This window comes from Corynebacterium sp. ACRPE (genome assembly GCF_022347435.1).
Lineage (GTDB): Bacteria > Actinomycetota > Actinomycetes > Mycobacteriales > Mycobacteriaceae > Corynebacterium > Corynebacterium tuberculostearicum_D.
The window spans coordinates 1-19,981 of record NZ_JAKRNA010000034.1 but is presented as its reverse complement, the minus strand read 5'-3'; the positions used below and the strand labels follow the sequence as shown (position 1 = coordinate 19,981).

Sequence of the window (19,981 nt, the reverse complement as noted above, 5' to 3'; positions counted from 1 at the left end):
TAAATTCTTTTAAATCCAAGTGAACATAAAGACAAATGTATGAATATAATTAATTTGTCTATCCATGCCGTGAGAAAGAAGAATTATGTCCCAGCGAATCGTTGCCGCGCTCACTGCCGCCGCCCTCGGATTGTCCGCCCCAGTGGCGCATGCTGCAGAGCCACAGTGGGAATCCTCTGCGCCGGAGTCCCTTGGTATCAATGACCCGTCCTGCGTGCCTTCAGGGGACATCACTGAGCCCGTTGTGTTGCTGCATGGAACCTCGAATAATGCTTCCGTGTGGGGAAACTTGGTCCACCTCCTGCAAGATCAGGGGGCGTGCGTGTGGGCCTTTGATTACGGCGCCGATGATGTGACCTTGCAGAATATGATTCCAAGCGTCAAAGCCATCGCGGACCTGGATGATTCGGCCGCGGATATTGCGGATCAGGTGGACTATGTCCGCGAGGTCACTGGGTCGGACAAGGTGAACTTGGTGGGCCATTCCCAGGGTGGCATGCACATCAAGACCTATACCCAGATGCACAATGGCGCGGATCATGTCTCCCATGCGGTAGCGCTGGGCGGCAACTTCCACGGCACCACGCTTAACGGGCAGGGGGAGGCGCTCTCTAAAATCATTGCCTTTGCGCCGCACCTCGCCGCTTTTATGGCAAGTACGGCCGGCATTCAGCAAGTGGTGGGGTCGGAGTTTATTAAACGGCTCAATGCGCTGCCAGATACCGCGCCAGGCGTGCTTTATACCTCCATTTACTCGCCGGGGGATACGACGGTGACTCCGAATAGCTCTTCGCAGCTGGCGCTTGGCGACGGCGCCGATGTGGTCAACCTTGACTTAAGCGAAGTCTGTGGCGTGGCTCCTCGGCACGACAAGCTGCCGACCGACCCGACGGTGTTGAGTCAGGTCATTTTTGGGCTAAAGCGCGCCCCTGGGGAGGGTCCGGACCCGGCGACCTGTGCCTCTGGCGAGCCTTCGGTAGTCGGCTCTTAAGGTGACGTACCAGCCCTAAAATGTGAACTTTGGCACACAAAATGGTGAACTCCAGGTAAACCTGCAGGAATGCCATTGGTGTAGTTTCATGGCTGTTCGTAGGTGTGGACAACATGTGGGGCCTGGGGGTGTGCCATCCTGGGAATACCACGGCTGTAACTACTACATATTGTGTTAGTTGCGGGCATTTCCCCCAAAGTATAGTGTCGTTGATGTTGCTCAGAGCGGCGCAGGAAGCGCCCGCATAGGCGGGAAAACGCGCCCCGCTCTGACGAATTTTTCAATGCAGGAGCTTTAAGGATCTATATGTCTATCACCGTTTACACCAAGCCAGCATGCGTCCAGTGCAATGCCACCAAGAAGGCCCTCGACCGTGCCGGCCTTGAGTATGACCTCGTCGATATCTCGGCCGATGAAGAGGCCCGCGATTACGTTATGGCACTGGGCTACGTTCAGGCCCCAGTGGTTGAGGCTAATGGCGAGCACTGGTCTGGTTTCCGCCCTGACCGTATCAAGGGCTTGGCTTCCGTAGCGGCCTCTGCTTAAGAGAATAGGGGAGGCCAGTAGCGATGTTGGTCGTGTATTTTTCCTCCGCGACGGAAAATACGCACCGGTTCGTGCAGAAACTGGGCTTTCCTAGCGCGCGCATCCCGCTGCGCCGCACGGACGAGCCCCTCAAGGTCAACGAACCCTATGTTTTGGTGTGCCCCACCTATGGCGGGGGTGCGTCCATTAACCACCAGAACTCCCGGCCCGTGCCCACACAGGTAATTAAGTTCCTGAACGATGAGCACAACCGTAGTTTCATTCGCGCGGTAATCGCGGGTGGCAATAGCAACTTTGGCGCCGACTTTGGCAAGGCTGGTGACGTCATCAGCGCCAAATGTAAAGTGCCCTATGTATATCGTTTCGAGTTGCTGGGAAACGAAGACGATATAAAAATTTGTCGTGAAGGCTTATTGGCTAACGCCGCCGAGCTTGGGCTCGAGGCCGCGGCCTAGCGCCCACTACGACTTAAATAAAGATCCTGATTTTTAAGAAAGGCCTTGTCAGCTGTGAGTACGCAATTGGGGAAGACCGTCGCCGAGCCAGTAAAGCCAGAAGAGCAGTTGGATTACCACGCTCTGAATGCGATGCTGAATCTCTACGATGCAAACGGCAAGATTCAGTTTGATAAAGACCGCGAGGCCGCTAACCAATTCTTCCTGCAGCACGTTAATCAAAACACGGTCTACTTCCATGATCTGGAAGAAAAGATCGATTACCTGATTAATAACAAGTACTACGACCCGCAGGTCATCGAGCAGTATGATTTCTCCTTTATTAAGGAGCTGTTCAAGCGCGCTTATTCCTATAAGTTCCGCTTCAAGTCCTTCCTAGGCGCGTATAAGTACTACACCAGCTACACGCTGAAGACCTTTGATGGCCGCCGCTACCTCGAGCGCTTTGAGGACCGCGTGTCCATGACCGCCCTGTTCTTGGCAGACGGCGACGCAGGCTTGGCCGAGCACCTCGTAGACGAGATCATGACCGGTCGCTTCCAGCCGGCTACCCCGACCTTCCTCAACGCTGGCAAGGCCCAGCGCGGCGAGCTCGTCTCCTGCTTCCTGCTGCGTATAGAGGACAATATGGAGTCCATCGGCCGCTCCATCAACTCCGCGCTGCAGCTTTCCAAGCGCGGCGGCGGCGTGGCCCTGCTGCTGTCTAATATCCGCGAGTCCGGTGCCCCGATTAAGCACATTGAGAACCAGTCTTCCGGCGTCATCCCCGTGATGAAGCTGCTGGAGGATTCCTTCTCCTACGCCAATCAGCTCGGTGCCCGCCAGGGTGCCGGTGCGGTCTACCTCAACGCGCACCACCCGGACATCATGAACTTCCTGGATACCAAGCGCGAGAATGCGGATGAGAAGATCCGCATTAAGACCCTCTCGCTGGGCATTGTAGTGCCGGATATCACCTTTTCGTTGGCTAAGCGCAATGATGATATGTACCTCTTCTCGCCGTATGACGTCGAGCGCGTCTATGGCAAGGCCTTCGGTGACATCTCCGTCACCGAGCACTATGAGGAGATGGTGGAAGACCCACGCATCCGCAAGAAGAAGATTAACGCCCGCCACTTCTTCCAGACCGTGGCCGAGCTGCAGTTCGAGTCCGGTTACCCGTACATCATGTTCGAGGACACCGTAAACCGCGCGAATCCGGTGAAGACCTCGTGGATCAACATGTCCAACCTGTGCTCGGAAATCCTGCAGGTCAACTCCGCCTCCGAATTCAACGCGGACCTGACTTATGAAGAGCTGGGCAGCGATATTTCCTGCAACTTGGGTTCCCTGAATATCGCGATGACCATGGATTCGCCGGACTTCGCCAATACGGTGGAAACCGCCATCCGCGGCCTGACCGCAGTGGCGGATAAGACCTCCATCGATTCCGTTCCGTCCGTGCGCCGTGGTAATGACGAGTCCCACGCCATCGGCTTGGGCCAGATGAACCTGCACGGTTACTTGGGCCGCGAGCACATCGAGTATGGCTCGGAAGAGGGCTTGGACTTCACCAATGCCTACTTTGCGGCCGTGCTGTATGCGGCGCTGCGCGCTTCCAATAAGATTGCCCGCGAGCGCGGCGAGTACTTCACGGAGTTCCCGCAGTCCGAGTATGCCTCCGGCGAATTCTTCGACCGCTACGATCCGGAAGAGTTCAAGCCGAAGACCAAGAAGGTGCAGGAGCTTTTCGACGCCTCTTCGATCCACACCCCGTCCGCCCAGGACTGGGAGGACTTGAAGCAGGATGTGGCCAAGCATGGCCTGTACAACCGCAACCTGCAGGCGGTGCCGCCGACGGGCTCGATTTCCTATATCAATAACTCCACCTCGTCCATCCACCCGATTGCCTCCAAGATTGAGATCCGCAAGGAGGGCAAGATCGGCCGCGTCTACTACCCGGCGCCGCACATGGATAATGACAACCTGGAGTACTTCAAGGACTCCTATGAGATTGGCTACGAGAAGATCGTCGATACCTATGCCGTAGCCACCAAGTATGTGGACCAAGGTCTATCGCTCACGCTCTTCTTCAAGGACACCGCAACCACCCGCGATGTCAACCGTGCGCAGATTTATGCGTGGCGCAAGGGCATTAAGACCTTGTATTACATCCGCCTGCGCCAGATGGCGCTGGAGGGTACCGAGATCGAGGGCTGCGTATCCTGCATGCTTTAGACCGCAGCTAGGGCGCCTCGATGCACGTCGTGGGGAAGGACGTGCATCGAGGCGCTTAGCCGTTTTCTGCCCGGGTGCGGTCGAGGATGGTGCGGGAGGTGCTTTCGGCGGCGTCGGCAAGCCCGGCATCAATGGCCCGGGCCAGCTCCATGTGCAGTTGTGTAGTCCCGCCTATGGGATCGCGCTTGCGGGAGCCAAAGACGGACTTGCCCTTGAGCATGGCCACCAGCGAGGGGGCGAGCGCGGCCAGCATCTCATTGCCGGAAGCCTGCAAGATCAGGGTGTGGAAACGCAGATCGGTTTCCAGCTCCTCGCCCACGCGCGGAGAAGGCGTGGACTCTAGCTCGGCTAAACGCGCGGCGAGGCGAAGTAGTTCCGCCCGCTGCCCGGCGCTGGCATTGCCGGCTGCGAGTCGGGCCGCCACCGGCTCGATTCCCAGCCGCAACTCGTTGAGGCGTGCCACCTGCTGCCCGCGGGTTTTGTCGTTGTTTAACCGCCAACCGATGATCGCCGGGTCATATACCGCCCAATTGTCCATCGGCAGCACCGTGATTCCCACGCGGCGCCCAGAGCTGACCATGCCGAGGTGCTCCAGGGCGCGCATGGCTTCGCGGGCCACGGTGCGGGAGATGCCAAAACGCTTTTCGACGTCCCCCAGACGGAACCGCTCGCCCTCGGCGATGTCTCCGCTTACTATATCCGCGCCGAGTTGATCCACCACGGAGCCGAGTAGGGGAGGGGTGGCGCTCATCGTGGGTGAATCCTCTCTGTGCGGGCACTCGGTATAGCTGGGATCAGTATAGGCATGAGGCATTCACCACAATGATTTAGAGGGCGGGCGAATTGGGTATGCTGGGGAGCTAAAAGTGTCCGTATTATGTATTGGAGTGACGCCGCGTGTCGCACGAGTACGATGACTACGTTTCTAGTCATGAAAAGCCAGTTAAGGCCATTAACTGGAATAGCATCCCGGATGAAAAGGACCTCGAGGTTTGGGATCGCCTCACCGGTAATTTCTGGCTGCCAGAAAAGGTCCCCGTCTCCAATGACCTGCCCAGCTGGAAGACGCTGACGGAGAAGGAAAAGGAAACCACCATGCGGGTCTTTACCGGCCTGACGCTGCTGGATACCATCCAGGGCACGGTGGGTGCGATTTCCCTCCTTCCGGATTCCCAGACTCTGCATGAGGAAGCGGTCTACACCAATATCGCCTTCATGGAGTCCGTGCACGCCAAGTCCTATTCCAATATCTTTATGACCCTGGCGTCCACGCCGATGATCAACGATGCCTTCCGCTGGTCCGAAGAAAACGAGAACCTGCAGAAGAAGGCCAAGATCATTTTGTCCTACTACAAGGGCGATGATCCGCTGAAGAAGAAGGTGGCCTCCACGCTGCTGGAGTCCTTCCTGTTCTACTCCGGCTTCTACCTGCCGATGTACTTCTCCTCCCGCGCGAAGCTCACCAACACCGCCGATATCATCCGCCTGATTATCCGCGATGAGGCTGTGCATGGCTACTACATTGGTTATAAGTTCCAGCAGGCGTATAAGCAGCTGGATGAAGAGCGCCAGGCGGAGCTGAAGGAATACACCTTCGACTTGCTCTATGACCTCTACGACAATGAGATCGACTACACCGAGGATCTCTACGATGACCTGGGCTGGACCGAGGACGTTAAGCGCTTCCTGCGGTACAACGCCAATAAGGCACTGAATAACTTGGGCTTTGAGGGGCTCTTCCCAGCCGATGAGACCCGCGTTTCCCCGGCTATCTTGTCCTCGTTGTCGCCAAATGCCGACGAGAACCATGACTTCTTCTCTGGTTCGGGTTCGTCCTATGTCATCGGCAAGGCTGAGGACACCACGGATGATGACTGGGACTTCTAAGCATTCCCGCTGATCAGCGTGGTCTAGCGGCACACCTTTTGCTCGAACTCAACCGAAAGGTTGATAACGAGCGGGGGTGTGTTTTTGCGTTTTGGGCCCGCACAATTCGGCGCGGCTGTGACATATAGCACGCTGGATCTTTGGCGAAAACCGTCGGTGGAAATAGTGGCCGCGCCACGTGCAGGGGCAATGTGGCAGATGTGGTCAGTGGTGAGGCTTGGCCTTGTGGCGAAGTATTGGGGGAAGCTGGAAAGAACAGGGGAAAATGGCCTAATATAAGGCGAGTAAACCTAGGTGTAGGTGGAGTCTGTCCACAGACACTTTGTTATTCAGGAGGATTTTATGACCGCTGTGGCGCCACGGGTCGACGATTACGTCGCCCCCACACGTCCAGAGCCAACCGGTAACGCGAAGACCGGTTCAAAGGCTTGGGTATTTCTAACCACCACCGACCACAAGCAGCTGGGCATCATGTACTTGATCATGTCCTTCAGCTTCTTCTTCCTCGGTGGCTTTATGGCACTGTTGATCCGCGCGGAGCTGTTCACCCCGGGTCTCCAGTTCTTGTCCAATGAGCAGTTCAATCAGCTGTTCACCATGCACGGCACCGTGATGCTGCTGCTGTTTGCGACCCCAGTCGTGTGGGGCTTTGGTAACTACATCCTGCCGCTGCAGATTGGTGCGCCGGACGTGGCCTTCCCGCGTCTGAACGCCTTCGGCTTCTGGGTTACCCTGCTGGGCGGCACCGTGATGCTGCTGGGCTTCGTTACCCCAGGTGGTGCGGCTGACTTCGGCTGGACCATGTACATGCCGCTGGCTGATGGTGTCCACACCCCGGGCATCGGCGCTGATATGTGGATCGTCGGCGTGGGCGCTACCGGTGTCGGTACCATTGCCTCCGCTGTCAACATGATTACGACCATCCTGACCCTGCGCGCACCGGGCATGACGATGTTCCGTCTACCGGTCTTCAGCTGGGCTGTGTTTACCGCGTCCGCCATCGTGCTGATGATCTTCCCGCTGCTGACCGCTGCGGCACTGGGCGTTCTGTATGACCGCAAGCTGGGCGGCCACATCTACGATTCCGCTAATGGTGGCGGCATCCTGTGGCAGCACCTGTTCTGGTTCTTTGGCCACCCTGAGGTTTACGTCCTCGCGCTGCCGTTCTTCGGCGTTGTGTCTGAGGTCGTTCCGGTCTTCTCCCGCAAGCCGGTCTTCGGCTACATCGGCCTGGTCTTCGCACTGCTGGCCATCGGCTCCCTGTCCATGGCTGTGTGGGCACACCACATGTTCGTCACCGGCGCTATCCTGCTGCCGTTCTTCTCCTTCATGACGTTCCTGATTGCGGTTCCAACCGGTGTTAAGTTCTTCAACTGGGTGGGCACCATGTGGAAGGGCCATATCACCTGGGATACCCCGATGATCTTCGCCATGGGCTTCATGGCTACCTTCCTGTTCGGCGGCATGACCGGCGTTATGCTGGCATCCCCGGCCCTGGACTTCCAGCTGGCTGAGTCCTACTTCCTAATTGCGCACTTCCACTACACCCTGTTCGGTACGGTTGTGTTCTCCGCCTTCGCCGGCCTGTACTTCTGGTTCCCGAAGATGACCGGCCGCATGCTGGACGAGCGTCTGGGCAAGATTCACTTCTGGTTGACCTTCATCGGCTTCCACGGCACCTTCCTGGTTCAGCACTGGGTCGGCAACATGGGTATGCCGCGTCGTTACGCTGACTACTTGGAGTCCGATGGCTTCACGGTCTTCAACCAGATTTCCACCATCTTCTCCTTCGTCCTCGGCGCTTCCGTTATCCCGCTGGTGTGGAACGTCTTCAAGTCCTGGCGCTACGGCGAGATCGTTACCGTGGATGACCCATGGGGCTACGGCAACTCCCTCGAGTGGGCAACCTCCTGCCCGCCGCCGCGCCACAACTTCGTTTCGCTGCCGCGTATCCGCTCCGAGCGTCCGGCCTTCGAGCTGCACTACCCGCACATGGTTCAGCGCATGCGCGAAGAAGCACACGTGGGTAGCCACTAAAGCGATATAACTCGCTAAAGCACTCCTGACTTAAGCCGCCTCCCAGCCCGCCAAGGGCCGTGGGAGGCGGCTTTGGCGTATCTTGTTTGCCCTACGTGCGATAATGGGCGGCGTGAGTACCCAAGCTGATACCTATGCCGTTATTACCACCACCGGGCCGGACAAGCCTGGGGTCTCGGCGGCCTTCTTCCGCGTGTTAGCGTCTTATAACGCCGCGCTTGTCGACGTCGAACAGGCCATCTTTTCCGGCCGCATCACCCTTGCTGCCCATACCCGCATTCCCCGTACGCGCGCCGATCAGATTGCACAGGGGTTGCGCAATACCTTGAGCATCTACGGGCAACAGGTATCCGTGGACGTGCGGGAGGAGGAATCTAGCGCGCGAGCTCGCTCCACGCATGTGGTGGTTCTCATGGGAACGGAAGTCACCGCCCACCACGTAGAGGAGGTCGCCCGCGTACTGGCCAACTTCGATACCAATATCGACCGCATCCGCGGGCTGTCGACCTCCCCGCTCACCGGCCTGGAGCTTTTCTTGTCCCTCGATGGTTCCGCGGCACCTGTGCGCCAAGCGCTGGCAGAGCTAGCACAGCAGATTGGTATCGACATTGCCATCGAACCTGCGGGTCTGGGCCGACGCTCCAAACGCCTCGTCTGCTTCGACTGCGATAGCACCCTCATCCAAGGCGAGGTCATCGAGATGCTAGCCGCGCACGCCGGCAAAGAGGAAGAGGTTGCCGCCATTACGGCCCGGGTTATGCGCGGCGAGTTGGATTTTGAGGAGTCCCTACGCGAGCGCGTGGCCGTTCTGGCCGGCCTGGATGCTTCCATCATCGATGAGGTAGCCCGCGAGATTCAGCTGACCTCCGGTGCCCGCGAGACCATTGCCACGCTCAACCACATCGGTTATCGCACCGCTGTGGTCTCCGGTGGGTTCATCCAAGTTCTAGAGGGCCTAGCCGCAGAAATGCACTTAGATTACGTCCGCGCCAATACCTTGGAGATCGCCGATGGCAAGCTCACCGGCCGCGTAACCGGCAAGGTGGTTGACCGCAAGGCCAAGGAGGAATTCCTGCGGGAGTTCGCCGCGGATTCCGGCGTGAGCATGCGCCAGACGGTCGCCGTGGGCGACGGCGCCAATGACATCGATATGATTACCGCCGCGGGGCTGGGCATCGCCTTTAACGCTAAGCCGGCGCTGCAAGAGGTGGCGGATACCTCGGTAAATCACCGGCGGTTGGATGAGGTACTACAGATTTTGGGAATTCCGGCCGAGGAGGTTGTTCGTGGATAAGTTTGAAGTAGCCCACCAGCGTTTGGTGGAGGCATGTGATTCGCGTTCGTGGCGCGATGACCCAGAAAACCCCGACGAGCCCGCCACCATCCAAGCGATGCAGATTGTGCTTAACCTGCCAAAGCAGGAGCCGCCGGCGCGCACGGAGGTGCTGGAGGCGGCCGCCAGCGCCGTTGTGGCCGTGTGCTTGGACGAGCGCGCGGGGGAGGACGGGGCCTTCGCCCACGCCCTGGGACAGTGGTATGGCCACCGCATCCGCAAAATCGCCCGCCGGGCGCGCAATAAGGCCTGGCGCGATGTGCAGAGCCTGCCGGGCGTGACTGTGGCGGACCGTGCCCGGGCCTTCGCGCCTTCGGCCGTGGGGGAGGTGGATCCGCTCATCGGCAAGCTGCAGATCGGTCACACTGACCTTGCCTATGATGAGCCGGGAGCCCCGCTTGGCGACGCCCCCGTCATCTACGTCGACCGCAGCCTCGACATGTCTGCGGGCAAGGCCGCAGCGCAGGTGGGCCACGGTTCGATGATGCTCGCTGCGGCGATGTCGGTGGAGGAGGCTCGTGCTTGGGCCGATACCGGTTTTGAGCTTTCGGTGTGCGAGGTGTCCGGCGAAGATTTTCGCACGGCCTGCGCGCAGGACGGCGCCGTGGTGATCGTGGACGCCGGGTTCACGGAGATTGCGCCGGACTCGGCTACCGTGTGCGCCCTGCGGCGACCAATCGCTTAAGCGCGCCGCGCACTGTGTCCGCGTCGGTGGTTTGCCAAAAGCGTGGCATGGAGGCCTTGAGGAAGCTGCCGTAGCGCTTATACTCCAAGCGGTTATCGAGCACGGCCACCACGCCGCGGTCGGTCACGTGGCGAAGCAGGCGGCCTGCGCCCTGGGCCATGAGCAAGGCGGCGTGGTTGGCGGAGACCTCCATGAATCCGGAGCGGCCCGCAGCATCGGCGGCTTGGGCGCGCGCCTGCATCAGGGGATCGTCCGGTCGGGGGAACGGAATGCGGTCGATGATGACCAGCGAACAGGCCGGCCCCGGCACGTCCACGCCTTGCCACAGGGTAAGCGTGCCGAAGAGGCAGGAGTTTTCCTTCTGGGAGAATTTTTCTACCAGGGCGCCGATGGAATCCTCGCCTTGTACGAAGAGGTCAAAGGGGATGCGCGGCTTGAGGGCGGTGGCCGCCTCTTCCGCCGCGCGGCGGGAGGAGAACAGACCAAGCGTGCGCCCGCCGGCGGCCATAATGAGCTCGTAGATCTCATCGATGGTTTCTTTGGGCAGACCATCGCGGCCCGGCGCGGGGAGGTGCTTGGCGGTATACAGGATGCCGGATTTGGCTGGATCGAAGGGCGTTCCCGCATCCAAGGTGTCATAGGTACCACTCGGCATGCCCCACTGGGCGGCCATGGCATCGAAGCGGCCGCCGAGGGCGAGGGTGGCCGAGGTCAGCACCACCGTCTGCTCCCCAAAGAGGTTCTCGCGCAGCATGTGGGCGATGGACAGGGGCGCCACGGCGAGGGTCTCGGCGTCGCTGCGCGGATCGCGCTCGAGCCAGACGACGTCGTCTTGCTTGGCCGGGTCATCGGTGGCGAAAACCTCCAGCATGCGCGCCACGGCCTGCGCTAGGTCGGAAAGGTGGTTGCTCAAGTTTTGGCGCTCGGCGTTTTTCTCTGGGTCGTCGGTGGCTTCGCCTTCTGGGGCGCGAGAAATGAGGGACTTAACGCGCAGGAATTCGTCGGCAAGCGCGCGCAGGTGCCCCTGTGAGGTTTCATCCAAGTCGGTCCAACGGCCTGGCTCCTGGATTTTCATCAGGTCATCAAATTCCTCGGCCAAGTCCGAGAGACTGCCGGCATTACCCAGCGACTTCGCGCGGTTGGCGGCCATCTTGATGGCGCGGGTAGTAATCTCCGCGGTAGATACGGAGGTGATGCGGCCGTCGAGCTCGTGGGCCTCATCGATAATGGCGACGTCGTGCTCCGGCAAGATATTTGCCTCAGAAACCGAGTCGATGGCGAGCATGGCGTGGTTGGTGACCACGATGTCGACGTCGGCAGCCGCCCTGCGAGCCTCTTCCGCAAAGCAATCCGGCCCGTGCGGGCAGCGCGACGCGCCCAAGCACTCGTTGGAGGTGACCGATACCGCCCGCCATACCAAGTCCGGTACGCCAGGCTCTAGGTCATCGCGGTCACCGGTGTCGGTTTCCTGCGCCCACTCGTGGATGCGGCGCACGGCTTTGCCGCGGTGGGAGATCTCGGATTCGTCGATAAGAGCTTCCGGGTCATCCGGGGTAGCCGCAATCTTATTCATGCACAGGTAGTTATTGCGGCCCTTCATGATGGCGAAGGTGGGCGTACGCTCCATCACAGGGGCGAGGGCCTTAGTAAGCCGCGGCAGATCGCGCTCCACCAGCTGGCGCTGCAAGGCTAGGGTCGCGGTGGAGACGATGACGGTGGACCCCGAGTTCATCGCATGCCGGATAGCCGGGACCAAGTAGGCCAGGGATTTACCGGTACCGGTACCGGCCTGCACAGCTAGGTGGCGCTCCTTTTCGAGCGCGGCCGAGACGGCCGTGGCCATGCGCACCTGGCCTTCGCGCCGGCTGCCGCCCAGCGCATCAACGGCCTTTCCCAGCAGCGTTTCCGTGTCGAGGTTTAGGGGCTCATCTGCGTGCTCACTCACCCCACACAGTCTAGCGGCCTACTTTTTAAAGCCCACCATCCGCGTGGGCACGGCCGCTTCATCGCGGGAGAGCGCCAGGCCTTCCCATGGCAGGGTCTTGCGGGCCTGATCTAAATACTCGCGGGAGGCATGCAGATCAGGCAGCCCGTCGACGATGTGGCCATCGCGCATGAGGGGAATGGTCATCTCGCGGGTATCGAGCTGGCCGGTATCCGGCGCTGGTGCGTCGAAGGGGTAGACGATCTCTTCTACCGCCACACCCGAGGAACGGTAGGTGCGCAGCGCCCGCTTGGCACCGCCGACGGATTGCTTGGAGGAAGAGCGCTTCGCCACTGGGATGCCGTCTACCTCTACGACCTTGTAGACCATGCCCGCGGTGGGCGCACCGGAGCCGGTTACTACGGACGTGCCGACGCCGTAGACGTCTACCGGATCGCCGCGCAGGCCGGCGATGGCGAACTCGTCAAGGTCGGAAGATACCACGATATTGGTGTTGTGATTGCCCAAATCATCCAGCTGCTTGCGCACGCGGCGGGTAACCGCACCCAGGTCACCGGAATCGATGCGAACGCCGCCGAGCTTCGGTCCACCTACCTTCACTGCGGTCTCGACGCCCTTGGTGATGTCATAGGTATCGACCAAAAGCGTGGTGTCTACGCCAAGGGTGTCGATCTGGGAGCGGAAGGCGGCCTCTTCATTCGGGGTACCATCCGGGTTGGTATGCGCCAAGGTCCAGGAGTGGGCGGCAGTGCCGGAGACCGGAATGCCGTAGCGGTAGCCCGCCTCCAAGTTGGAGGTGGCATTGAAGCCGGCCAGGTAGGCCGCGCGGGCGGAGGTTACCGCCGCATACTCGTGGGTGCGGCGCGAGCCCATCTCGATAATGGGGCGGCCGTCGGCTGCCGTGACCATGCGGGAGGCGGCCGAAGCCACCGCGGAATCGGCGTTCATGATGGACAAGATGACGGTCTCAAGAACCAAGCATTCCCCAAAGGTGCCGCGCACCGTCAGGATGGGGGAGTTGGGGAAATAAAGCTCGCCCTCGCGGTAACCGTCAATCTGCCCGGAAAAGCGGTAGTGGCGCAGGTACTCCTTAGTCTGCTCATCCAGGAAGTCCATCTCCGCTAACTGATTGGCCGAGAAGCGGAAATCCTCCACTGCGCGCAGGACGCGTTCGGTGCCGGCAACTACGCCATAGCGGCGCTCATTGGGCAGGCGGCGGCTGAATACCTCGCAGGTGACCTGGCGGTTTGCCGAGCCATCGCGCAGCGCGGCCTGGAGCATCGTTAGCTCATATTTATCCGTGAGCAGTGCAGTAGAGCGATCATTAGGGATAGCTTTGTCATTCACGGGAGTGATAATACCCACTGACTAGGTGGTTTTCAGGGGTTTAGATTCTTTGGCGCCGGAATGTGCGAAGCCAGATTGCGCGGGCCCACAATAGATTCCCAAATATGGTTAGGCTAGAGGGCATGAAGGCGCAATTTCCTGTAGTCCGGATGAGCTCTCCGATGGCTACGCCCGAATTGGATGAAGAACTCGACGTAGACGTAGCCACGAGCGAGAACCTGCCGTGGATGTGCATCGTGTGGGATGACCCCGTCAACTTGATGAGCTACGTGTCCTATGTATTCCAAACAGTGTTGGGCTATGACAAGAAGCGGGCCAATGAACTCATGATGCAGGTCCACACCGAGGGTAAAGCCGCCGTGTCCAGCGGCGAGCGCGACAAGATTGAAGCGGACGTGAAAAAGCTCCAGATCGCCGGTCTGTGGGCAACGATGCAGCAGGCAGGTTAAATAGATGCAACCGTGGAAGAAAAAGAAGTCCCTCATGCGCGCGCCGAAGATCACGGCCGTATTCGAACCAATGGAGCGCGAGGTCCTGGGCGATCTCACCGCCACCGTCTCTGAGGCGATCATTAAGCGCGCCCAGTCCGCGCCCAAGGACGAGCTGGCGGAAATGCTGGACATGCCCACCGGCCATACCGAGGCCCCGGATGATCCCTCGCTGGCCCGTCTCTTCCCGGACTTTGAAATGCCCGGCGATGAGGAATATGAAGGCGATGCATCATTGCTGCGTTCCCTGCATGAAAACGACATTGCGCGCGCCAAGCTGGAAAACCTGCAGGTGATTGGCTCTGCCCTCGGACCTACCGGTGGGGTAGAGGTCACCATCAACGAACAAGAGGCCCAGGCCTTCGTCGCTGGCCTCAACGACCTCCGCCTCTTTGTCGCGGCGGGCGATGTGGCCGATGACAACCTGATGTCTGACCGCGATAGCCTCGTGGAGTGGCTGGCTTTTTGCCAGGATTCGCTGCTGCAGGTGTTGATGGACTAATGCCGGACGGCATGAGCATCGGGCACTATAGCGGCACCGATACCGGAGTCACAGTGCTCTACTGCGGGCCGGGCGGAGCGCTCGGCAGCGTCGATGTGCGCGGCGGCGGCCCAGGCACCCGCGAAACGGACCTTTTACAGCCGCACAATACGGTCGAGCGCGTCCACGCCGTGGTGTTAGCAGGCGGCTCCGCCTTTGGCTTGGCCGCTGCCGACGGCGTGATGAATGAGCTGGCAGAGCAAGGGATCGGCTTTCCCGTCTTCGGGGAGGACAAGCCTGGGCCGCGCGTGCCTATCGTTCCCGGCGCCGTGATTTTTGATCTGCTGGTCGGGCCTTCCCGTCCCGGTCCGGAGGAAGGCGCAGCCGCGCTGCGAGCCGCATTCACGGGCAGCGACGAATCCATGGGGTCGGTGGGAGCCGGCGTGGGTGCTACTGCTGGCAAACTGCGCGGCGGCTTCGGGCTGGCCACGCGCCGGGTGGGTGACTACGAGGTCAGCGCCGCGATGGTTGCCAACCCCGTGGGCGAGGTCATCGAGCCGCAGTCCGGCCGGCTGTACGGCGCGCCGGGGCACACCCCGGTCAATGCTGCCGCCTACCGCGCCTTGCCGCACCCAGCGGAGTCCAAGCTCAATACCACCATTGGCGCCGTGCTTGCCGACGCCCCCGTTACCACCGCCCAAGCCCAGCGCCTGGCCATGACTGCCCACGACGGCATCGCCCGCGCTGTACGCCCTGCGCATTCGCCGCTGGATGGGGACACGATTTTCGCCTTGTCCACTGCCGAGCGCCCGGCCGAACTGAGCACGCAGGTGATAACCCAGCTGTGCGCCGCGGCCGCCGACGCCGTGGAAGAAGCCATCGTCAACGCGGTCACCGCCGCCGACCCCGGCCTAGGCTTGAGCGCGTACCGCGATCTGCTGGACTAAGATAAGGCGCATTATGACTTTAGGTGGAACATCTAACTACCAGCCGGCGCCCACGGGCCAGGTCAATCGCGGCGATTCCAAGAACTACACCCGCAGTGGCCGCATCACCACCGGCTTTTCTATAGCCATTGGCTTTCTCGTGGTGGAGTGGGCGGTCCACATCATCAACGCCTTCCTGTTTGGTGGCCAGCTTTCTAACTACGGCATTCGCCCGCTGGATTTCAATGGCATCTGGGGCATTGTCACCGCCCCGCTGCTCCACGCCAACTTTGAGCACTTGATGTCTAACTCGGTGCCCGGCGCCATCTTCTGCTTCCTCATCGGTCTGTCCGGCCGCAAGGCCTGGTGGGAGGTCACGCTGATCACCACGCTGGTCGCGGGTCTTGGAACCTGGTTTATCGGCGGCCCCGGTACCTCCCATATCGGTGCTTCCAGCTTGGTCTATGGCTGGCTGGCATATCTGATTGTGCGCGGAATTTTTAACCGCTCGCTCATCCAGACCATCTTGGGCATCGTGCTCGGCTTCGCCTACTCCGGCTTGGTATGGGGCGTGTTGCCCGTCTACGAGGGCGTGAGCTGGCAGGGCCACCTCTTCGGTGCCATCGGCGGAATCCTCGCCGGTATGACCATTACCTCGGACGACCCGGTTAAGGCAGTGAAGCGCTAATGCCAACTGCGACCTCTCCCATCGGCATCTTTGATTCCGGCGTGGGCGGGCTCACCGTGGCCCGCGCGGTGATGGAACAGCTGCCGCACGAATCCGTCATCTATACCGGCGATACCGCCCACAGCCCTTATGGCCCGCGGCCCATCTCTGAAGTCCGCGCCTTTTCTCAAGACGTGGCCGATCGGCTGGTGGAACGCGGCTGCAAGATGCTGGTCATCGCGTGCAATACCGCCACCGCCGCCTTCTTGCACGATGCGCGCGAGCGCTACGATATCCCCATCGTGGAGGTCATCCAGCCCGCGGTGCGCCGTGCCATGTCCACCACGCGCAATGGAAAAATCGGCGTCATCGGCACTGAAGGCACCATCAAGTCTGGCGCCTATCAAGACTTATTCGCACTCAACCCCAAGGTGCAGGCCTTTGCCACCGCCTGCCCGGACTTTGTTCCCTTTGTCGAGCGGGGCATTACCGCCGGCCGCCAGATTCTCGGCGTCGCAGAGGGCTACCTGGCCCCGCTGCAAGCGCAAGGGGTAGACACGCTGGTGTTGGGCTGCACGCATTATCCGCTGTTGACCGGCATTATCCAGCTGGCGATGGGCGATAATGTTTCGCTGGTGACCTCCTCAGAGGAGACCACCAAGGATGTGATGCGGATTCTCACGGAAACGGATATGTTGGCCCCCGCAGATAATCAGCCGGTCCACACTTTTGAATCTACCGGCGACCCAGAGGCCTTTGCCCGCCTTGCCACGCGCTTTCTCGGCCCCCAGATTGCATAAGGAAGTGCAATTTCTCCCCCGTTTGCACGTTGAGTACGCATGCGGGGTGATTTCATGGAACTATTGAGCCCATGAAGCTGACCATCCTAGGCTGCTCCGGTAGCGTCCCCACCGCCCAGAATCCCGCCTCAGGCTACTTGCTGTCCTTCGATAATGCGCCGTCCATCGTCCTCGATATGGGCCCTGGCACCTTGGCGCAGCTGGAACAGCAGCAGGATCCTTGTGATGCGCACGTGGCCTTTAGCCATTTGCATGCCGATCACTGCCTGGATTTTCCTTCCCTGATGGTGTGGCGCCGCTTCCATCCCACGGCGCCGGCGGCTTCGCGCAATATGTGCTTCGGGCCGAAGGCTACGCCCACGCACCTGGGTCGCCTGTCCTCCGATGAGGTCGATGGCATCGATGACATGTCCGATACCTTCGCCTTTAGTGCCTGGGAGCCGGGCGAGCGCCAGCTGGTAGATGATGTCTATATCACCCCCTTCGCGGTAAACCACCCGGTAGAGGCCTATGCCTTGCGCGTGGAGCATACGAAGACGGGCCAGATTATTACCTATTCCGGTGACTCTTCGTATACGCCCGCGCTTGTCGAAGCCGCCCGTGGTGCCGACATCTTCCTCTGCGAGGCGGCCTGGGGCGAGACCTCGGAGGGCAAGGCGCCGGACATGCACATGTCGGGCGCGGAAGCCGGTAGGGCGGCACGCGAGGCGGGTGTGGGCAAGCTGGTGCTCATCCACATTCAACCGTGGGGCGATGCGCAAGCAACTTTGGAGGCAGCCCGCTCCGAATTCGATGGAGAGATTGTCCTCGGCGCCGCGGGGATGGAGTTCTAAGATACGCTGGACGGCATGACTGAATTTACTCGTGCCGATGGGCGCGCGCTCGACCAGATGCGCAGCGTCCGCATTACCCGCAATTTCACCACCAACCCGGCCGGCTCGGTGCTGGTGGAGTTTGGCAATACCCGCGTCATGTGCACCGCATCTGTGGAATATGGCGTGCCGCGCTTCAAGCGTGATTCGGGCGAAGGCTGGCTTACCGCCGAGTACGCCATGCTGCCTTCTGCCACCCATGACCGCATGCCGCGCGAATCCATGAAGGGCAAGGTCAAGGGCCGCACCCATGAGATTTCCCGCCTCGTCGGCCGCTCCCTGCGCGCCGCGGTGGACTTGGAGGAGCTGGGCGAGAACACCATCCAGCTCGACTGCGACGTCCTCCAGGCTGATGGCGGCACCCGCACTGCGTCTATCACCGGCGCCTATGTTGCGCTTGCCGACGCCATCGCACACCTCAAGGCCGAGGGCGTCGTCCCCGGCGAGCCGCTGCTCGATCCCATCGCCGCGGTTTCGGTTGGCATCATTGATGGCGAAATCTGCCTCGACCTGCCTTATGAGGAAGACTCCCGCGCCGAGGTCGACCTCAACGTGGTGATGCAGGAATCCGGTGACTTCGTGGAAATCCAGGGCACCGGCGAGCACGGACTCTTTGGTCGCGAGGAGCTCAACGAGATGCTAGACGTAGCCCAGAAGGGCTGCCGCGAGCTCATTGCCGCACAGAAGGCGGCGCTGGGGTGGTAATTCTCGTCGCGTCCAATAACCCGAAGAAGCTCGCGGAGCTGGAGCGCATCCTGGCCGACGCCGGCATCGAGGGCGTCGAGCTGCGCCCGCTATCCGCCGTGGAGCCCTACCCAGAGCCGGTGGAAGACGGCCGCACCTTTGCCGATAACGCGCTCATCAAGGCCCGCGCCGGCGCGGCCGCGACCGGCTTTGCCACCATCGCGGATGATTCCGGCCTGGCCATCGAAGAGCTCAACGGCATGCCCGGCGTGCTTTCCGCCCGCTGGTCCGGCCAGCACGGCAATGACCAGGCCAATAATGACCTGGTCTTGGCACAGATGGCCGATGTCCCCGATGAGCGCCGCGCCGCCGCCTTTGTCTCCGTCTGCGCGCTCGTGACTCCCGATGGCACCGAGCACGTGGCCGAGGGCCGCTGGGAAGGCCGCTTCCTGCGCGAGCCGCGCGGGGACAACGGCTTTGGCTATGACCCGCTCTTTCAGCCAGAAGGCGAGTCCCGGTCGGCCGCGGAGATGGTCTCAGAAGAAAAGAACGCGGTCTCGCATCGCGGCCGCGCTCTAAGTCAACTAGTCCCCGCCATCGCGGAGCTGGTTCGTAGTTCCTAAAGCTGGAACTCCTCCTTAATCTCCTTGCGGCGCTTGTGCTCCATCCAGAAGGACAGGAAGGGCACCACGCCGGCAAGGGCGGTGGTAAAGAGCTTGCCCACCGGCCACAGCGCGCGCGGGCCGAGGATGAGGATGGACAGCAGGTAGGTCATGTACGCGATGCCGTGCACGATCGCGATATAGGTGGCCCACTCTGGGATCTCCATGCCGATGAGGTACTGGCAGACCATGCGGATGACCAGGATAATCAGGAAGACACCGGTCACGGTGGCCGCGATGGAGAAAAACTTCAAAGGTCCGCGGATGCGGGCCTGGCGGGCGGGGTGAACTTTATTGGTCATAATCAGCTTTCTTCATTCTCGCCGCGCCGGCGGCGCGGGGTATTCATGGCGTTGAACGTTTCCACATCTATCTGCGGCCGCTGGGGCAGGAAATCCTCATCGATTTTGGTATCTGCCTGCGGCTGTGCGGGAGACTCAGCCGGGGCCTCAGTGACGGTGCTATCCATGTCGCGGGCTTCTTCCTCGGCCGCGAGGCGCTCGTTTTCATAGCGCAGCGTGGTGCGATAGGCATAGACCACGAACACGGCGAACAGTGGCCACTGGAAGGCATAGCCCAAGTTTTGGAAGGTGCCCGAGCCGGAGCGGAAGCGCGTCCATTGCCAATAGGCCAGGAATAGGAAGAGCACGACGAAAAACGCGATGAGGAGGATGTGCCACCACCGCACCTGCATGCGCTTGTTCTTCTTTTCCTCTTGAGTGCTCACGCGTTCCACCCTACCCACCAGCGGCCGGAAAACAGAACACCCCTGGTTTCTGGATTGACGGCGTGCCGTGTACACTATGGCAAGTCCCCCGCGCCCGTGGCGGAATTGGCAGACGCGCTAGATTTAGGTTCTAGTGTCTTATGACGTGTGAGTTCAAGTCTCACCGGGCGCACTATCGGCGCCGCTGGCTCTCGAAGCCGGCGGCGCTTTCGCATATCACCGCCCGCATAG

At 60.7% G+C, this 19,981-nt stretch carries 21 protein-coding genes and 1 tRNA gene; 17 read left to right on the top strand and 5 right to left on the bottom strand.

Annotation, left to right across the window (positions count from 1 at the left end):
* Window positions 1-85: 85 nt before the first annotated feature.
* The 4 genes from MHY13_RS11385 to nrdE all read left to right on the top strand — a co-directional run bounded on the left by MHY13_RS11385 (window position 86) and on the right by nrdE (window position 4,209).
* Window positions 86-991 (top strand): alpha/beta fold hydrolase, encoded by a 906-nt coding sequence (locus tag MHY13_RS11385; RefSeq protein ID WP_239283165.1) that lies wholly within the window; start codon window positions 86-88, stop codon window positions 989-991.
* A gap of 306 nt (window positions 992-1,297) precedes the next feature.
* Entirely contained in the window at window positions 1,298-1,537 is a 240-nt protein-coding gene (nrdH, locus tag MHY13_RS11380; protein WP_204611069.1) for a glutaredoxin-like protein NrdH, read from the top strand.
* 23 nt (window positions 1,538-1,560) lie between these two features.
* Window positions 1,561-1,992 (top strand): class Ib ribonucleoside-diphosphate reductase assembly flavoprotein NrdI, encoded by a 432-nt coding sequence (gene nrdI / locus MHY13_RS11375; RefSeq protein ID WP_239194572.1) that lies wholly within the window; start codon window positions 1,561-1,563, stop codon window positions 1,990-1,992.
* A gap of 54 nt (window positions 1,993-2,046) precedes the next feature.
* Window positions 2,047-4,209: a class 1b ribonucleoside-diphosphate reductase subunit alpha gene (gene nrdE / locus MHY13_RS11370; protein ID WP_239283164.1), complete on the top strand. Its 2,163-nt coding sequence runs from the start codon at window positions 2,047-2,049 to the stop codon at window positions 4,207-4,209.
* Between the two features lie 55 nt (window positions 4,210-4,264).
* On the opposite strand, the gene MHY13_RS11365 is transcribed toward nrdE, so the two are convergent.
* On the bottom strand, window positions 4,265-4,960 hold the full coding sequence (locus MHY13_RS11365) for a FadR/GntR family transcriptional regulator (RefSeq protein ID WP_239283163.1): 696 nt from the start codon (window positions 4,958-4,960) through the stop codon (window positions 4,265-4,267).
* A 146-nt stretch (window positions 4,961-5,106) separates the two neighbouring features.
* Between MHY13_RS11365 and nrdF the strand changes: the two genes are divergently transcribed.
* The 4 genes from nrdF to MHY13_RS11345 all read left to right on the top strand — a co-directional run bounded on the left by nrdF (window position 5,107) and on the right by MHY13_RS11345 (window position 10,151).
* The gene (nrdF, locus tag MHY13_RS11360) at window positions 5,107-6,096 is read left to right on the top strand and encodes a class 1b ribonucleoside-diphosphate reductase subunit beta (protein WP_204611074.1); all 990 of its coding nucleotides are present in this window, start codon (window positions 5,107-5,109) and stop codon (window positions 6,094-6,096) included.
* A 342-nt stretch (window positions 6,097-6,438) separates the two neighbouring features.
* A complete protein-coding gene (ctaD, locus tag MHY13_RS11355) occupies window positions 6,439-8,133 on the top strand; it encodes a cytochrome c oxidase subunit I (protein ID WP_150850758.1) in 1,695 nt (564 codons plus the stop codon).
* Window positions 8,134-8,236: 103 nt separating this feature from the next.
* Window positions 8,237-9,427: a phosphoserine phosphatase SerB gene (serB, locus tag MHY13_RS11350; protein ID WP_239194581.1), complete on the top strand. Its 1,191-nt coding sequence runs from the start codon at window positions 8,237-8,239 to the stop codon at window positions 9,425-9,427.
* Window positions 9,420-10,151: an aminoacyl-tRNA hydrolase gene (locus MHY13_RS11345; RefSeq protein WP_239283162.1), complete on the top strand. Its 732-nt coding sequence runs from the start codon at window positions 9,420-9,422 to the stop codon at window positions 10,149-10,151. Before serB ends, MHY13_RS11345 begins: the two co-directional genes overlap by 8 nt.
* Here MHY13_RS11345 and MHY13_RS11340 read toward each other — a convergent pair.
* Together MHY13_RS11340 and MHY13_RS11335 are read right to left on the bottom strand one after the other, a co-directional pair.
* The gene (locus MHY13_RS11340) at window positions 10,117-12,096 is read right to left on the bottom strand and encodes an ATP-dependent DNA helicase (RefSeq protein WP_239283161.1); all 1,980 of its coding nucleotides are present in this window, start codon (window positions 12,094-12,096) and stop codon (window positions 10,117-10,119) included. The two genes, MHY13_RS11345 and MHY13_RS11340, sit on opposite strands and share 35 nt — an antisense overlap.
* Before the next feature lie 18 nt (window positions 12,097-12,114).
* Window positions 12,115-13,443 (bottom strand): nicotinate phosphoribosyltransferase, encoded by a 1,329-nt coding sequence (locus tag MHY13_RS11335; RefSeq protein ID WP_284820739.1) that lies wholly within the window; start codon window positions 13,441-13,443, stop codon window positions 12,115-12,117.
* Between the two features lie 122 nt (window positions 13,444-13,565).
* Here MHY13_RS11335 and clpS point away from each other — a divergent pair, with 122 nt between their 5' ends.
* From clpS to rdgB, 8 genes are all read left to right on the top strand, one after another.
* Window positions 13,566-13,892, top strand: coding sequence for an ATP-dependent Clp protease adapter ClpS (gene clpS, locus MHY13_RS11330; RefSeq protein WP_005323948.1), 327 nt, complete (start codon window positions 13,566-13,568; stop codon window positions 13,890-13,892).
* 4 nt (window positions 13,893-13,896) lie between these two features.
* Entirely contained in the window at window positions 13,897-14,433 is a 537-nt protein-coding gene (locus MHY13_RS11325; RefSeq protein ID WP_005323949.1) for a DUF2017 domain-containing protein, read from the top strand.
* Entirely contained in the window at window positions 14,433-15,359 is a 927-nt protein-coding gene (locus MHY13_RS11320; protein ID WP_239283166.1) for a P1 family peptidase, read from the top strand. The genes MHY13_RS11325 and MHY13_RS11320 overlap by 1 nt, the downstream gene beginning before the upstream one ends.
* Before the next feature lie 13 nt (window positions 15,360-15,372).
* Entirely contained in the window at window positions 15,373-16,026 is a 654-nt protein-coding gene (locus tag MHY13_RS11315) for a rhomboid family intramembrane serine protease (protein WP_204611082.1), read from the top strand.
* On the top strand, window positions 16,026-16,805 hold the full coding sequence (gene murI, locus MHY13_RS11310) for a glutamate racemase (protein WP_239283160.1): 780 nt from the start codon (window positions 16,026-16,028) through the stop codon (window positions 16,803-16,805). The genes MHY13_RS11315 and murI overlap by 1 nt, the downstream gene beginning before the upstream one ends.
* A gap of 71 nt (window positions 16,806-16,876) precedes the next feature.
* The gene (locus MHY13_RS11305; protein ID WP_239283159.1) at window positions 16,877-17,638 is read left to right on the top strand and encodes an MBL fold metallo-hydrolase; all 762 of its coding nucleotides are present in this window, start codon (window positions 16,877-16,879) and stop codon (window positions 17,636-17,638) included.
* A 15-nt stretch (window positions 17,639-17,653) separates the two neighbouring features.
* Window positions 17,654-18,382: a ribonuclease PH gene (gene rph, locus MHY13_RS11300; RefSeq protein ID WP_005323955.1), complete on the top strand. Its 729-nt coding sequence runs from the start codon at window positions 17,654-17,656 to the stop codon at window positions 18,380-18,382.
* A complete protein-coding gene (gene rdgB, locus MHY13_RS11295) occupies window positions 18,376-18,984 on the top strand; it encodes an RdgB/HAM1 family non-canonical purine NTP pyrophosphatase (protein ID WP_204611085.1) in 609 nt (202 codons plus the stop codon). The genes rph and rdgB overlap by 7 nt, the downstream gene beginning before the upstream one ends.
* Here the strand turns inward: rdgB and MHY13_RS11290 are convergent.
* Together MHY13_RS11290 and MHY13_RS11285 are read right to left on the bottom strand one after the other, a co-directional pair.
* On the bottom strand, window positions 18,981-19,325 hold the full coding sequence (locus tag MHY13_RS11290; RefSeq protein ID WP_204611086.1) for a DUF3817 domain-containing protein: 345 nt from the start codon (window positions 19,323-19,325) through the stop codon (window positions 18,981-18,983). The genes rdgB and MHY13_RS11290 overlap by 4 nt on opposite strands.
* Before the next feature lie 2 nt (window positions 19,326-19,327).
* A complete protein-coding gene (locus MHY13_RS11285) occupies window positions 19,328-19,717 on the bottom strand; it encodes a hypothetical protein (protein WP_204611410.1) in 390 nt (129 codons plus the stop codon).
* Between the two features lie 123 nt (window positions 19,718-19,840).
* Between MHY13_RS11285 and MHY13_RS11280 the strand changes: the two genes are divergently transcribed.
* A tRNA-Leu gene (locus tag MHY13_RS11280) sits at window positions 19,841-19,922 on the top strand.
* Window positions 19,923-19,981 lie beyond the last annotated feature (59 nt).

Coding starts and splice junctions, on each gene's coding strand:
- MHY13_RS11290 (WP_204611086.1), bottom strand. CDS start 19,325: ATGACCAATAAAGTTCACCCCGCCCGCCAGGCCCGCATCCGCGGACCT.
- nrdH (WP_204611069.1), top strand. CDS start 1,298: ATGTCTATCACCGTTTACACCAAGCCAGCATGCGTCCAGTGCAATGCC.
- MHY13_RS11305 (WP_239283159.1), top strand. CDS start 16,877: ATGAAGCTGACCATCCTAGGCTGCTCCGGTAGCGTCCCCACCGCCCAG.
- MHY13_RS11315 (WP_204611082.1), top strand. CDS start 15,373: ATGACTTTAGGTGGAACATCTAACTACCAGCCGGCGCCCACGGGCCAG.
- ctaD (WP_150850758.1), top strand. CDS start 6,439: ATGACCGCTGTGGCGCCACGGGTCGACGATTACGTCGCCCCCACACGT.
- clpS (WP_005323948.1), top strand. CDS start 13,566: ATGAAGGCGCAATTTCCTGTAGTCCGGATGAGCTCTCCGATGGCTACG.
- MHY13_RS11320 (WP_239283166.1), top strand. CDS start 14,433: ATGCCGGACGGCATGAGCATCGGGCACTATAGCGGCACCGATACCGGA.
- MHY13_RS11365 (WP_239283163.1), bottom strand. CDS start 4,960: ATGAGCGCCACCCCTCCCCTACTCGGCTCCGTGGTGGATCAACTCGGC.
- serB (WP_239194581.1), top strand. CDS start 8,237: ATGGGCGGCGTGAGTACCCAAGCTGATACCTATGCCGTTATTACCACC.
- MHY13_RS11325 (WP_005323949.1), top strand. CDS start 13,897: ATGCAACCGTGGAAGAAAAAGAAGTCCCTCATGCGCGCGCCGAAGATC.
- rph (WP_005323955.1), top strand. CDS start 17,654: ATGACTGAATTTACTCGTGCCGATGGGCGCGCGCTCGACCAGATGCGC.
- nrdI (WP_239194572.1), top strand. CDS start 1,561: ATGTTGGTCGTGTATTTTTCCTCCGCGACGGAAAATACGCACCGGTTC.
- murI (WP_239283160.1), top strand. CDS start 16,026: ATGCCAACTGCGACCTCTCCCATCGGCATCTTTGATTCCGGCGTGGGC.
- MHY13_RS11385 (WP_239283165.1), top strand. CDS start 86: ATGTCCCAGCGAATCGTTGCCGCGCTCACTGCCGCCGCCCTCGGATTG.
- MHY13_RS11285 (WP_204611410.1), bottom strand. CDS start 19,717: ATGCAGGTGCGGTGGTGGCACATCCTCCTCATCGCGTTTTTCGTCGTG.